The organism is Amycolatopsis sp. NPDC004368 (assembly GCF_053602515.1).
Genome location: NZ_JBSGDT010000041.1, coordinates 1 through 13,251, shown reverse-complemented (window position 1 = coordinate 13,251; position 13,251 = coordinate 1). Strand labels below are relative to the sequence as shown.

Here is a 13,251-nt window from a genome sequence, read left to right as displayed (position 1 = left end):
CGCGGTCACCTCCAGCGCGCCGGCCACCGCCGGATGACGGCTGGCGCAACTCGTGTCGTGCGAGGAGATTGTGGCGGGTTGTCGGCAGCTTCCACCAATTCGGGTAACTCGCGAACGAAGAGGACCACCGTGAAGAAAATCCTTGCCGTACTGGCCGCCGCGGGTGTCGCGGTCGGGACGATGGCCGCCGCACCGGCTGCCACGGCCGCGCAGGGGGCGGCTGAGCCGGGCTACACCCCTCCGGCGATCAGCTGGGGGCCGTGCCAGACCGCGAGCCTGATCAAGGCCGGCGCCGAATGCGGTTTCCTCGTGGTCCCGATGGACTACGACAAACCCTCCGGCGCCAAGGTGCAGGTAGCCGTGTCGCGGATCAAGCACAAGTCCGCGCAGTACCAGGGCGCGATGCTGGTGAACCCGGGTGGCCCCGGCGGTTCCGGCCTCGGCCTGTCGGTGCTCGGCCAGTACGTGCCGAACGGTGCCGGGCAAAGCTACGACTGGATCGGCTTCGACCCGCGCGGCGTCGGCTCCAGCAAGCCCGCGGTGAGGTGCGACGGCGGCTACTTCTCCTACGACCGCCCGCCGTACGTGCCCACGACTCCGCAGCTCGAGCGCACCTGGCTCGCCAAGACCGAGGGCTACGCGAAAGCGTGCGCGAAGAATGGTGCGATCCTGGGCCACATCAAGACCACCGACGTCGCGCAGGACATGGACAGCCTCCGCGTGGCGCTGGGGGAGAAGCAGATCAACTACTACGGCTTCTCGTACGGCACCTACCTCGGCCAGGTCTACAGCACGCGATACCCGAAGAACGTGCGCCGCATGGTGCTCGACGGCAACGTGGACCCCGGCAAGGTCTGGTACCAGGCGAACCTCGACCAGGACGTGGCGTTCGACCGCAACATCAAGATCTACTTCGGCTGGCTCGCGAAGTACGACAACGTGTACCACCTCGGCAAGACAGCCACCGCCGTCGAAGCGCTCTGGTACGACCAGCAGAAGAAGCTCGACCGCTCCGCCGCGGGCGGCGTGATCGGCGGCGACGAGTGGACCGACGTCTTCCTCCAGGCCGGCTACTACGTGTTCGGCTGGGCGGACCTGGCGAAGGCGTTCGACGGCTGGGTGCACCGCGGCGACTGGCAGACGCTCAAGAACCTCTACGACAACTCCAACCCGCCCGGCGACGACAACGGGTACGCCGTGTACAGCGCCGTGCAGTGCACCGACGTGCAGTGGCCGGCCAGCTGGAACCGCTGGCGCCTCGACAACTGGACGACCTACTTCCGCGCGCCGTTCGAGACGTGGGGCAACGCCTGGTTCAACGCGCCCTGCGTCGACTGGCCCGCGAAAGCCGGCAAGCCGGTGAAGGTCGACGGCAGCAAGGTCGCCGGTGTGCTGCTCATCAGTGAGGAGCTCGACGCGGCCACGCCGTATGAGGGCAGCCTCGCGGTCCGGAAGCTGTTCCCGAAGTCGAGCCTGATCAGCGCCCCCGGCGGCACCACGCACGCCGGCTCGCTGTCCGGAGTCGCCTGCGTGGACGACAAGGTCGCGGACTACCTCGCGACCGGCGCGCTGCCGAAACGCACGGCGGGCAACCACTCCGACGCCCAGTGCGAGGCGGTGCCGCCGCCGGTGCCCTCGGCCGCCGGCGCAGACCAGGAACAGCAGAAGACCGACATACCCGCCCCGGCTCACGCCGGTTCGCTGCTGCACTTCTGATCCCTTCCTCCCGGTGCCCCGGTCTGGTCCGCCAAGCCGGGGCACCGGCTGTCTGTGTTCTCCGTGGCGTCTGTGTCCGCGCTGTCCGTGCCTTCGCATCAGGCCCCCTCGATCGCTCTTCGGGTCGACCGGAGACGCTATGACAGGGGTCCGACAATTTCGGAGCGCAGCCGCCCGGGCACGAACCGTGAGCGGATTCTGTCGGGGGTGGGCGCTACCTTCCCGGCATGACGATCATCGAAGAGCACCGGACCGAGGTCAGGGCCGGAAACGTCCAGTACCGGATCGCCGTCGTCGCCCGCCCGGGCGACGCGGCCGAACAGAGCCGCGTCACGGTCACCGTGGGCGGCGAAGGGCCCGATGGCGAGTCGGTCGCGCACGGCAAGCTCGACCTCGACACCGCCGTGGTCCCCGCGGTGGCCGACCTCCTGGCCGGCAGCCTCCACGCGTTCGCCGGCGGGCCGCGCCGAAGATCGGGCGAACGGCCCGCGCAGCAAGGAAAACCGTGGAGCGCCGAGCTGGAGTCGGCGTGGCTCGCGGGCGACACGGTCGCCGACCTGGCTCGCCGGTTCGAACGCACGGCGGGTGGCATCCGCTCGCGGTTGCCCCGGGTCGGCTGCGATCCGGAGCGGCCGGGGCACCACCTGCCCGTGCCGCCGAGCCTGCGCGAGCCCGCCGCGGGGGAAGAGTGATCAGCCGTGCCCGCGGCGCTCGTGGCCGCGGGCACGGCGCAGGCCGGACCACCCGATCGGCTGGCCTGCGGGCAGGGTGCCTGCCGCGGTACCGGGAGCTGATGCGGCGGTCGGGCCGATCACGGTGGCAGATGCCGGCGGGGCTGGCTCGGGCTCGTGCGGCGCCTGCCCGGACGGCCGGGCTTGCGCGGGTGCGTCACGGGGCCCGTCGCCGGAACCACTCGATCGGGCGAACCGGGAGTTGGCTCGGTCATCGCGGCGCCGAGAGCTGCGGCAACAGCCTCCGGCGCAGGCGATGGCGAGCGCGGCCCCGGCCCGGCATGGCCGGAAACACACCTGGCGCAGCGGAATCCTGTTTGTTTGAGATTGCATGGTCGTGCATAATCATGCGTATGACGGTGAAGATCGCGGTGGCCGGCGCGAGCGGCTACGCGGGCGGTGAACTGCTCCGCCTGTTGCTGACCCATCCCGAGGTCGAGATCGGTGCGCTGACGGCGGCGAGCAGCGCGGGGACGATGCTGGGCGCGCACCAGCCGCACCTCGCGCCGCTGGCCGGGCGCGTGCTGGCCGAGACCACGGCGGAGACGCTGGCCGGCCACGACGTCGTGTTCCTGGCGCTGCCCCACGGCCACTCGGCCGAGGTCGCGGCTCAGCTCGGACCCGACGTGCTGGTGGTCGACCTCGCCGCCGACCACCGCTTGGCCGACCAGGCCGACTGGCAGCGCTGGTACGGCGGCGAGCACGCCGGGCAGTGGCCCTACGGCCTGCCCGAGCTGCCCGGCGCGCGCGAGAAGCTCGTGGGCACCAAGCGGATCGCGGTCCCCGGCTGCTTCCCGACCGGCGGATCGCTCGCGCTCGCCCCGGCCCTGGCGGCAGGTCTGATCGAGCCGGACGTCACGGTCGTGGCGGTCACCGGCACCTCCGGCGCGGGCAAGAGCCTCAAGCCGAACCTGCTCGGGTCCGAGGTCATGGGGTCGGCCAGCGCGTACGGCGTCGGGGGCAAGCACCGCCACACGCCCGAGTTCGCGCAGAACCTCTCCGGCGTGGCCGGAAAGCCGGTCACGGTGTCGTTCACGCCCGTGCTCGCCCCGATGCCGCGCGGCATCCTCACCACCGCGAGCGCGCCGCTCGTCGGCGACGTCGACGAGACCACCGCGCGCGAGGTCTACGAGAAGGCCTACGACGCCGAACCGTTCGTGCAGCTGCTGCCCGCCGGCCAGTGGCCCGCGACGGCCTCGACGCTCGGGTCGAACAACGTCCAGCTCCAGGTGGGCGTCGACGTCGACGCGGGCAGGCTCGTCGTGATCTGCTCGATTGACAACCTCACCAAGGGCACCGCCGGCGGTGCCGTCCAGTCGATGAACCTGGCGCTCGGATTCCCCGAGACCATCGGACTTTCCACCGTGGGAGTGGCACCGTGACCGTCACCGGACCGAAGGGTTTCCGTGCCGCCGGCGTCGCCGCGGGCATCAAGGCCTCCGGCGCGCTCGACCTCACGCTGGTCGTGAACGACGGCCCGCTCGACGTGGCTGCTGGAGTGTTCACGCGCAACGTGATCAAGGCCGCGCCCGTGCTGTGGTCGCAGGAAGTCCTGAAGCAGCAGAAGCTCAAAGCGGTCGTGCTCAACTCAGGCGGCGCCAACGCGGCGACCGGCCCGGGCGGGTTCCAGGACACCCACGCCACCGCCGAAAAAGTCGCCGAGGTCCTCGACGTCGGTGCGATCGAGGTCGCCGTGTGCTCCACCGGCCTCATCGGCGAGCGGCTCCCGATGGCCGCCGTGCTGTCCGGTGTGGACAGTGCCGTGAAGGCGCTCGACGCGAGTCCCGAGGCGAGCCTGAACGCGGCGTCCGGCGTGATGACCACCGACACCTTGCCGAAGCAAGCGTTTGCGAAGCACGACGCAGGCTGGAGTGTCGGCGGCTTCGCGAAGGGCGCCGGCATGCTCGCGCCGAACCTCGCCACGATGCTGTCGGTCCTCACCACGGATGCCGTGGTGGACAAGGAAGTTCTCGACCGCGCGCTGCGTGCCGCCACTCGCGTCACCTACGACCGGCTCGACGTCGACGGTGGCACGTCGACCAACGACACGGTGCTGGTCCTGGCCTCCGGTGCGAGCGGGGTCGAGCCGACCGAGGCCGAGCTCACCGACGTGCTGACCGCGGTCGCCCACGACCTCGTGCTGCAGTTGCGCGCCGACTCCGAAGGCGCGACGAAGGACGTGGATATCACGGTGCGGGGGGCCGCTTCCGAGGACGATGCCGTGGTGGTCGCACGCACGATCGCCGAGGACAACCTCGTGAAGACGGCGCTGTTCGGTTCCGACCCCAACTGGGGCCGCATCGCGATGGCGCTCGGCCGCGCGCCCGCGCACATCGACCCGGAAACGGTGTCGATCACGATCAACGGCGTCACGCTGTTCGCGTCGGGCACCACCGCGGCCGACCGCTCGGCGGCGGACCTGTCGGGCCGCGCCATCGAGGTCGTGGTCGACCTCGGCGTGGGCGGCGCCGAGGCCACGATCTACACCACCGATCTGTCCCACGGCTACGTCGAAGAGAACAGCGCCTACTCCTCATGACCGGCACGGAGGACCTGATTTCCGCGGACGACAGGCTCGGGACAGCGGCCGAGAAGGCCGAAGTGCTCATCGAGGCGCTGCCGTGGCTGCAGCGGTTCCACGGCGCCACAGTGGTGGTGAAGTACGGCGGCAACGCGATGATCGACGACACCCTCAAGGCGGCGTTCGCGCAGGACATGGTGTTCCTGCGCCTCGTCGGCCTGCATCCTGTGGTGGTGCACGGCGGGGGACCGCAGATCACGGCGATGCTCACCCGGCTCGGTGTCGCGGGCGAGTTCAAGGGCGGCCTGCGCGTGACCACGCCGGAGACGATGGACATCGTCCGCATGGTGCTGGTGGGGCAGGTCAGCCGTGAGCTGGTGGGCCTGATCAACGCCCACGGCCCGTACGCCGTCGGCATCTCGGGCGAGGACGCGCGGCTGTTCACCGCCGAGCGCAAACAGGCTACTGTGGACGGTGAGCAGGTCGACATCGGCCTCGTCGGCGAGGTCGCCGCGGTGAACCCCGACGCGGTGCTCGACATCGTGAACGCCGGCCGCATCCCCGTGGTGTCCACGGTGGCGCCGGACGTCGACGGCGTCGTGCACAACGTCAACGCCGACACCGCCGCCGGTGCGCTGGCCGCGGCGCTGGGCGCGGAGAAGCTCGTGGTGCTCACCGACGTGGAGGGCCTCTACGCCAGCTGGCCCGACCGCTCGTCGCTGATCGACCGCATCCAGGTCGACCGGCTCGAGAAGATGCTGCCGGAGCTCGCCAGCGGCATGATCCCGAAAATGGAGGCCTGCGTGCGCGCGGTCCGCGGCGGCGTTCGCCGCGCCCACGTGATCGACGGGCGCCTCGCCCACTCCGTGTTGCTGGAGGTCTTCACCTCCCGCGGCATCGGCACGATGGTCTATCCGGAAACCACAGGAACGGAGCTCCCGTGACCACCCCCACCTCGAACGAGGCGAGCCGGCAGCACTGGCAGTCGGCCCTGATGGACAACTACGGCACCCCCGGCCTGACGCTTGTCCGCGGCGAGGGCGCGAAGGTGTGGGACGCCGAGGGCACGGAGTACGTCGACCTCGTCGGCGGCATCGCCGTCAACGCGCTCGGCCACGCCCACCCGGAGATCGTGCGCGCCGTCTCCGAGCAGATCGCGACGCTGGGCCACACGTCGAACCTGTACGTGAACCCGGTCGCGGTCGAGCTCGCCGAGGCGCTGCTCGACGTCGCGGGCCTCACCGGACAGGCCAAGATCCTGTTCGCCAACTCCGGCGCCGAAGCCAATGAGGCCGCGCTGAAGATCAGCCGCATCACCGGCCGCACCAAGGTCGTCGCGGCCGAGGGCGCGTTCCACGGCCGCACCATGGGGTCGCTTTCGCTCACCGGTCAGCCCGGCAAGCGGGAACCGTTCACCCCGCTGGTGCCGGGGGTCACGCACGTGCCCTACGGCGACGTCGAAGCGCTGCGCGCGGCCGTCGACACCGACACCGCGGCCGTGTTCCTCGAGCCGGTGCTGGGCGAAGCGGGTGTGATCCCGGCCCCCGCTGGCTATCTGCAAGCCGCGCGCGAGATCACCAAGGCCACCGGAACGCTGCTCGTGCTCGACGAGGTCCAGACCGGCATCGGCCGGCTCGGCTCCTGGTTCGCCTTCCAGCAGGCGGGTGTCCTCCCCGACGTCATCACGCTCGCGAAGGGCCTCGGCGGCGGGCTGCCGCTCGGCGCCGTGATCGGCATCGGCGCGGCGGGTGAATTGCTGAAGCCGGGCCAGCACGGCACCACCTTCGGCGGGAACCCGGTCTGCTGCGCGGCCGGGCTGGCCGTGCTGCGCACCATCGCGCGCGACAACCTGCTCGACCACGTTTCGGCGCTGGGCAAGGACATCGCGGCCGGTGTCGAGGCGATCGGGCACCCGCTCGTCTCCGGCGTGCGCGGCGCCGGCCTGCTGCTCGGCATCACCTTGCGGGAGCCGGTGTCCGCCGCGGTCGCGCAGGCCGCGCAGAACGCCGGGTACCTCGTCAACCCCGTCGCGGCGGACACCATCCGGCTGGCCCCGCCACTGGTGCTCGAAGCCGACCAGGCCCACGGCTTCCTGTCCGCACTCCCGGCCGCGCTCGACTCCACCACCACGAAGGACTCGAACTGATGCCTCGCCACTTCCTCCGCGACGACGACGTCAGCCACGCCGAGCAGGCCGCGCTCCTCGACCTGGCCGACGCACTCAAGGCCGACCCGCTCGGCACCAAGGCCCTGGCCGGCAAGACGGTCGCGGCGATCTTCGAGAAGAACTCCACCCGCACCCGGTTCTCGTTCGAGGTCGGCATCAGCCAGCTCGGCGGGCACCCGGTGATCGTCGACGGCCGCTCGATGCAGCTGGGCCGCGAGGAGACCATCGAGGACACCTCGCGCGTGCTGTCGCGCTACGTCGACGCAGTGGTGTGGCGCACCTTCGCGCAGAAGCGCATCGACGCCATGGCCGCGGGCGCGTCGATCCCGATCGTCAACGCCCTCACCGACGAGTTCCACCCGTGCCAGGTCCTCACCGACCTCATGACCATCCGCGAGCGCAAGGGCAAGCTCGCTGGGCTCACGCTGGTGTACCTCGGCGACGGCGCCAACAACATGGCCCACTCGCTGCTGCTCGGCGGCGTGACCGCCGGCATGCACGTGCGGGTCGTGTCGCCCGAGGGCTTCCAGCCCGACCAGCAGGTGATGCTCGACGCGAAGCTGCGCGGCACCGAGACCGGAGGCAGCTCGGTCGTCGTGACCGATCCGTACGACGCGGTGGCGGGCGCCGACGTGCTGGTCACCGACACCTGGACGTCGATGGGCCAGGAGAACGACGGCCTCGACCGAGTGGGTCCGTTCCGCGCGCTGCAGGTCAACGCCGAGCTGCTCAAGCGCGCGGCCGACGAGGCCATCGTGCTGCACTGCCTGCCCGCGCACCGCGGCTGGGAGATCACCGACGAGGTGCTCGACGGCCCGGCCAGCGCGGTGTGGGACGAGGCCGAGAACCGCCTGCACGCGCAGAAGGCGCTCCTCGTCTGGTTGTTCGAGCAGAGCGGTCGATGACCGGCAGCCGGGTCGGGCGCCAGGCTCGCATCACGGAGCTGGTGTCCACGATGGCCATCCGCAGCCAGACCGAGCTGGCCAAGCTGCTCGCCGCCGAGGGCATCGAGGTCACGCAGGCGACGTTGTCCCGCGACCTCGACGAGCTGGGTGCCGTGAAGCTGCGCGGCGCCGATTCGGGGGCGCCGGTGTACGTGATCCCCGAGGACGGCAGCCCGGTGCGTGGTGTGCAGGGCGGCACGTCGAGGTTGTCCCGGCTGCTCGCGGAACTGCTCGTCTCGGCCGACGCGTCGGGCAACCTCACGGTGCTGCGCACGCCGCCCGGCGCCGCGCAGTTCCTCGCGAGCGCCATCGACCGCGCCGCGCTCGAGGAGGTCGTGGGCTCCATCGCCGGCGACGACACGGTCGCGGTGATCGCCCGGGAACCGTTGAGCGGCAGGGACCTCGCCGAACGGTTCACCGCGCTCGCGCGCGGCTCGGCCGAGGAGGAACCGTGACCACCCGGGCCGTGCTCGCCTCCGCGAGCGGGTCCGCGGTCTCGCGGCTCGCGGCGGCCGGCGACGTGCTCGCCGTCCTGGTCGACCTCGGTGGCGGTGACGCCGCCGCGATCCGGCGGCGAGCGCTGGCGTACGGGGCGGCCGAGGTGATCGTGGTCGACGCGCGCGACGAGTTCGCGGCCGGGTTCTGCCTCCCGGCCGTCCAGTCCAACGCGTTGCTCGTCGACGCCGCACTCGCGCGGTCGGTTCTGGAGCGCCATCTCGTCGTGGTGGCCGAAGCGCACCACGCCGAGCCCGTGTTCGCCGCCGCCCGGCCCGGTCGCACGCTCTGGAGCCACGCGGCCGAGGCTCCGGCGGACCCGTGGTGCGCCCCGGGTGATGCGTTCACCTACACCGAGGACCCCGCCGTGAACCGCGAGGCGCCGGACGAGGTCGTGGTCACCTTCGACCGCGGTGTTCCCGTCGCGGTGGACGGGGAGACGGTCAGCGTGCGCGAAGCCGTGCAGATGCTGAACCACCGCGCCGGTGCGCACGGCATCGGCCGGATCGACCGGATGACCGACCGCCGGGAGCTGCACGAGGCCCCGGGTGCCACCGTGCTGGTCACGGCGCACCGGGAGCTGGAGCGGATGACGCTCGAGCGCGAGCTGGCCCGGTTCAAGGAGAACGTCGACCGGCGCTGGGCCGAGCTCGTCCAGGACGGGCTGTGGTCCTCGCCGCTGCGCGAACCACTCGACGCGTTCGTGCGGCACACCCAGGAGTACGTGTGTGGCGACATCCGGTTGCTGCTGCACGGTGGCACGGCGGTCGTGACCGGGCGGCGCGGTGCGGACCTCACCCGCGGCCGGCACCTGCGTCCCGTCGGGCGGCGGTACCGTCCCCTGACCGGGCAGGAGCACCCGGACCACCCGAACCACCGGGCGTCGTGAGAGGCCCGAGGCAGAAAGGCAGCACGTGAGCGCGAAAGACCAGCCGGTGGCCCTGTGGGGCGGCCGGTTCGCCAGCGGACCGGCCGAGGCGATGGCGGCGCTGAGCGCCTCCACCCACTTCGACTGGCGCCTGGCGCCCTACGACATCGCCGGCTCGCGGGCCCACGCCCGGGTGCTGCGCAAGGCGGGGCTGCTCACCGACGCGGAGCTGGCCGGCATGATCGAGGCTCTCGACACGCTTGCGCAGGACGTCGCCTCCGGCGCGTTCACGCCGACGGTGGCCGACGAGGACGTGCACACCGCCCTCGAACGCGGCCTGCTGGAGCGCGCGGGCACCGAGCTGGGCGGCAAGCTGCGCGCCGGCCGCTCGCGTAACGACCAGGTGGCCACCCTCTTCCGCATGTGGCTGCGCGACGCCGCGCGCCGCGTGGTCGCGGGCACCCTCGACGTGGTCGACGCGCTCGTCTCTCAGGCGCGGCGCCACCCCGAGGTGATCCTGCCCGGCCGTACCCACCTGCAGCACGCGCAACCGGTGCTGTTGGCCCACCACCTGCTGGCGCACGGCCAGGCGCTGCTGCGCGACGTCTCCCGCCTGCGCGACTGGTACGCCCGCACCGCCGAGTCGCCGTACGGCTCGGGTGCGCTGGCCGGTTCGTCGCTGGGGCTCGACCCCGAGGCCGTGGCCACGGAGCTGGGCTTCGACACGAGTGTCGAGAACTCGATCGACGGCACCGCCTCGCGTGACTTCGTGGCGGAGTTCGCGTTCGCGGTCGCGATGCTCTCGGTGAACCTGTCGCGGATCGCCGAAGAGGTGATCATCTGGAACACCGCCGAGTTCGGCTACGTGACCCTCGACGACGCGTGGGCCACCGGCAGCTCGATCATGCCGCAGAAGAAGAACCCCGACGTCGCCGAGCTCACGCGCGGCAAGGCCGGCCGGCTCATCGGCAACCTCACCGGCCTGCTGGCGACTCTGAAGGCGCAACCGCTCGCGTACAACCGCGACCTGCAGGAGGACAAGGAACCGGTGTTCGACTCGGTCGAGCAGCTGGAGCTCCTGTTCCCGGCGATCGCGGGCATGCTCGCCACGCTGACCTTCCACACCGAGCGTCTCGCCGCGCTGGCCCCGGCCGGCTTCACGCTCGCCACGGACATCGCGGAGTGGCTGGTGCGCCAGGGCGTGCCGTTCCGCGTGGCCCACGAGGCGGCGGGGGAGAGCGTGCGCGTGGCCGAGGGGCGTGGCGTCGGGCTCGACGAGCTGAGCGACGAGGAGTTCCAGGCCATCAATCCGGCGCTCACGCCGGCGGTGCGCGAGGTGTTGACAGTCGAGGGCTCGGTGCGCTCGCGCAATGCCCGCGGCGGCACCGCGCCCGACCGCGTCGCCGAGCAGCTCGAGCGGCTGGTGGACCGGGTGACGACCGTGCGGCGGTGGCTGAAGTAGGCGAATGGCCCGGCCGGGAGCGCACGCGTCCGGCCGGGCACGGCGGAGCACCCGGTTAGGCTGAGGCGGACGAGGGGAGCACGTGTGGACCGGTTGTTCCGGCGCGAGGAACTGGCACTGGACCCGGTCGAACTGGGACCCCTGCTGCTCGGCGCGATCCTGGAGGCGGACGCGCCCGACGGCACCGTCGGCGTGCGGCTGGTCGAGGTCGAGGCCTACCGAGGCCTCGACGATCCCGCCTCGCACAGCTTTCGCGGAAAGACCCCGCGCAATTCCCTCATGTGGGGCCCGGCGGGCTACCTGTACGTGTACTTCGTCTACGGCATGCACTTCTGCGCCAACGTGATCAGCGGCAACGAGGACCAGCCCGGCGGGGTGCTCCTGCGGGCGGGCGAAGTGGTGCAGGGCGCCGACATCGTGCGCGCCCGCCGACCGCACGCCCGTGGCGACGGCGAGGTCGCGAAGGGCCCCGCCGTCCTCACGTCGGCGCTGCGCGTCGACCTGACGCAGAACGGCGTGGACCTCACCGACCCGTCGTCACCGGTCCGGCTGCGCGTGGGAGACCGCGTGCCGCCCGAGCAGATCCGCAGCGGCCCGCGCGTCGGCGTCGCGTCGGCGATGGATACGCCGTGGCGGTTCTGGGTCGACGGCTCGCCCGCCGTCTCGGCCTACCGGCGCGGTGGCAAACGGCGGCAGGTGCGCCCCGCGGGTTAGTCGCTTGACCTGGTGCGGGAGGATCTACAGGTGTGAGTGAGCACATCCTTGACGAGCTGTCCTGGCGCGGCCTGATCGCGCAGTCCACCGACATCGACGCACTGCGGCGAGACCTCGACCAGGGACCGCTCACCCTCTATTGCGGCTTCGACCCGACCGCGCCCAGCCTGCACGCCGGCAACCTCGTCCCGCTGCTGATGCTCAAGCGCTTCCAGCGCGCGGGGCACCGGCCCATCGTGCTGGCCGGCGGCGCCACCGGCATGATCGGCGACCCGCGGGACACGGGGGAGCGCACGCTCAACACCCTCGACGTCGTCGCCGAGTGGGCGGGGCGCATCCGCGGGCAGCTGGAGCGGTTCGTGGAGTTCGACGAGTCGCCGACGGGCGCCGTGGTCGAGAACAACCTGAACTGGACCGGCCAGCAGAACGTGCTGGAGTTCCTGCGCGACGTCGGCAAGCACTTCTCCGTGAACGTGATGCTCAACCGGGAGACGGTGAAGCGCCGGCTCGAGTCCGACGGCATGTCCTACACGGAGTTCAGCTACCTGCTGCTGCAGTCGCAGGACTACCTGCAGCTCTACCGGCAGTACGGCTGCAAGCTGCAGGTCGGCGGCTCCGACCAGTGGGGCAATCTCGTCGGCGGGGTCGACCTGATCCGGCGCGTCGAGAGCGGCTCGGCCCACGCGCTGACCGCGCCGCTGGTCACCGATGCCGAGGGCCGCAAGTTCGGCAAGTCCACCGGTGGCGGCAACCTGTGGCTCGACCCGGAGATGACCTCGCCGTATGCCTGGTACCAGTACTTCGTGAACGTCGGGGACGCCGACGTGATGCGGTACCTGAGGATGTTCACCTTCCTCGACCGGGAGGAGATCGACGCGCTGGCCGAGGACACCGAACAGCGGCCCCACCTGCGTGCGGCGCAGAAGCGCCTCGCTCAGGAGTTCACGGACCTGGTGCACGGCGAGGACCAGACGCGGCAGGTCATCGCGGCCAGTCAGGCGCTGTTCGGGCGCGGTGAGCTGGGTGAGCTCGACGCGAAGACGCTCGACGCGGCGATGGCCGAGGTCCCGACCGGCAAGGCGGGCGACGACTCGACGATCGTCGACCTGCTGCTCGCCGGGGGACTGGTGGACAGCAAGAGCGCCGCGCGCCGCACCGTGAAGGAGGGCGGCGCGTACGTGAACAACGTGAAGATCTCCGACGAGGAGTGGAAGCCGGCCGCGTCCGACGCCCTCCACGGGCGCTGGCTCGTGGTGCGGAAGGGCAAGCGGAACATCGCCGGCGTCAGCCTCGGCGTCTGATCGCGGCTAGCGCGGCCCGAAACAGGGCTCTGACCTGCGGGAACGCGGTTAAGGTACCCCCCTGTTTCGGGCCCTTTCGGGGCGTGTAAAGTTCTCCAAGTCGCCAGGGAAACCGGGCGGCCACCGGGACCACGAACCAAGCTCTCGCCTCAGGCGATTGAGTGGGTGGCCCACCAAAACTGCTAGGAATGACTGCTTCGGTTGAGGCTGGCCCTGATGGGGTTCGGGTTTGATCGGGGTGTGTTGCTTGAGAACTCAACAGTGTGCTAGTGAACTAAGCCAGTAGAGCTTATATGAAACCCCCTCGTCGGGGTTTCCTTTGAGAATCTAGA

General features: G+C 71.1%; 12 protein-coding genes. All 12 read left to right on the top strand.

The genetic code is table 11. From position 1 onward, the window contains the following. Positions 1–129 precede the first annotated feature (129 nt). The 12 genes from ACWEOE_RS36050 to tyrS all read left to right on the top strand — a co-directional run bounded on the left by ACWEOE_RS36050 (position 130) and on the right by tyrS (position 12,919). Positions 130–1,716, top strand: a complete 1,587-nt coding sequence (locus ACWEOE_RS36050) for an alpha/beta hydrolase (RefSeq protein ID WP_452017262.1) — start codon at positions 130–132, stop codon at positions 1,714–1,716. A gap of 227 nt (positions 1,717–1,943) precedes the next feature. Beyond that, positions 1,944–2,408 carry a helix-turn-helix domain containing protein gene (locus ACWEOE_RS36045; protein WP_452017260.1) on the top strand — a complete coding sequence of 155 codons (465 nt, stop codon included), beginning with the start codon at positions 1,944–1,946 and terminating at the stop codon, positions 2,406–2,408. Positions 2,409–2,800: 392 nt separating this feature from the next. After that, positions 2,801–3,829: an N-acetyl-gamma-glutamyl-phosphate reductase gene (gene argC, locus ACWEOE_RS36040; protein WP_452017258.1), complete on the top strand. Its 1,029-nt coding sequence runs from the start codon at positions 2,801–2,803 to the stop codon at positions 3,827–3,829. Then, positions 3,826–4,986: a bifunctional glutamate N-acetyltransferase/amino-acid acetyltransferase ArgJ gene (gene argJ, locus ACWEOE_RS36035; protein WP_452017256.1), complete on the top strand. Its 1,161-nt coding sequence runs from the start codon at positions 3,826–3,828 to the stop codon at positions 4,984–4,986. The genes argC and argJ overlap by 4 nt, the downstream gene beginning before the upstream one ends. Next, the gene (gene argB, locus ACWEOE_RS36030) at positions 4,983–5,912 is read left to right on the top strand and encodes an acetylglutamate kinase (RefSeq protein ID WP_452017254.1); all 930 of its coding nucleotides are present in this window, start codon (positions 4,983–4,985) and stop codon (positions 5,910–5,912) included. The genes argJ and argB overlap by 4 nt, the downstream gene beginning before the upstream one ends. Beyond that, entirely contained in the window at positions 5,909–7,114 is a 1,206-nt protein-coding gene (locus tag ACWEOE_RS36025) for an acetylornithine transaminase (RefSeq protein WP_452017253.1), read from the top strand. Before argB ends, ACWEOE_RS36025 begins: the two co-directional genes overlap by 4 nt. Next, positions 7,114–8,040 carry an ornithine carbamoyltransferase gene (gene argF, locus ACWEOE_RS36020; protein WP_452017252.1) on the top strand — a complete coding sequence of 309 codons (927 nt, stop codon included), beginning with the start codon at positions 7,114–7,116 and terminating at the stop codon, positions 8,038–8,040. The genes ACWEOE_RS36025 and argF overlap by 1 nt, the downstream gene beginning before the upstream one ends. Beyond that, positions 8,037–8,534 (top strand): arginine repressor, encoded by a 498-nt coding sequence (locus tag ACWEOE_RS36015; protein WP_452017250.1) that lies wholly within the window; start codon positions 8,037–8,039, stop codon positions 8,532–8,534. Before argF ends, ACWEOE_RS36015 begins: the two co-directional genes overlap by 4 nt. Further along, positions 8,531–9,463 carry an argininosuccinate synthase domain-containing protein gene (locus ACWEOE_RS36010; RefSeq protein WP_452017248.1) on the top strand — a complete coding sequence of 311 codons (933 nt, stop codon included), beginning with the start codon at positions 8,531–8,533 and terminating at the stop codon, positions 9,461–9,463. The genes ACWEOE_RS36015 and ACWEOE_RS36010 overlap by 4 nt, the downstream gene beginning before the upstream one ends. Before the next feature lie 25 nt (positions 9,464–9,488). Next, positions 9,489–10,904: an argininosuccinate lyase gene (argH, locus tag ACWEOE_RS36005; RefSeq protein ID WP_452017246.1), complete on the top strand. Its 1,416-nt coding sequence runs from the start codon at positions 9,489–9,491 to the stop codon at positions 10,902–10,904. A gap of 84 nt (positions 10,905–10,988) precedes the next feature. Further along, positions 10,989–11,618 (top strand): DNA-3-methyladenine glycosylase, encoded by a 630-nt coding sequence (locus tag ACWEOE_RS36000; RefSeq protein ID WP_452017244.1) that lies wholly within the window; start codon positions 10,989–10,991, stop codon positions 11,616–11,618. Between the two features lie 32 nt (positions 11,619–11,650). Further along, the gene (gene tyrS / locus ACWEOE_RS35995) at positions 11,651–12,919 is read left to right on the top strand and encodes a tyrosine--tRNA ligase (protein WP_452017242.1); all 1,269 of its coding nucleotides are present in this window, start codon (positions 11,651–11,653) and stop codon (positions 12,917–12,919) included. The last annotated feature ends 332 nt before the right edge of the window (positions 12,920–13,251 follow it).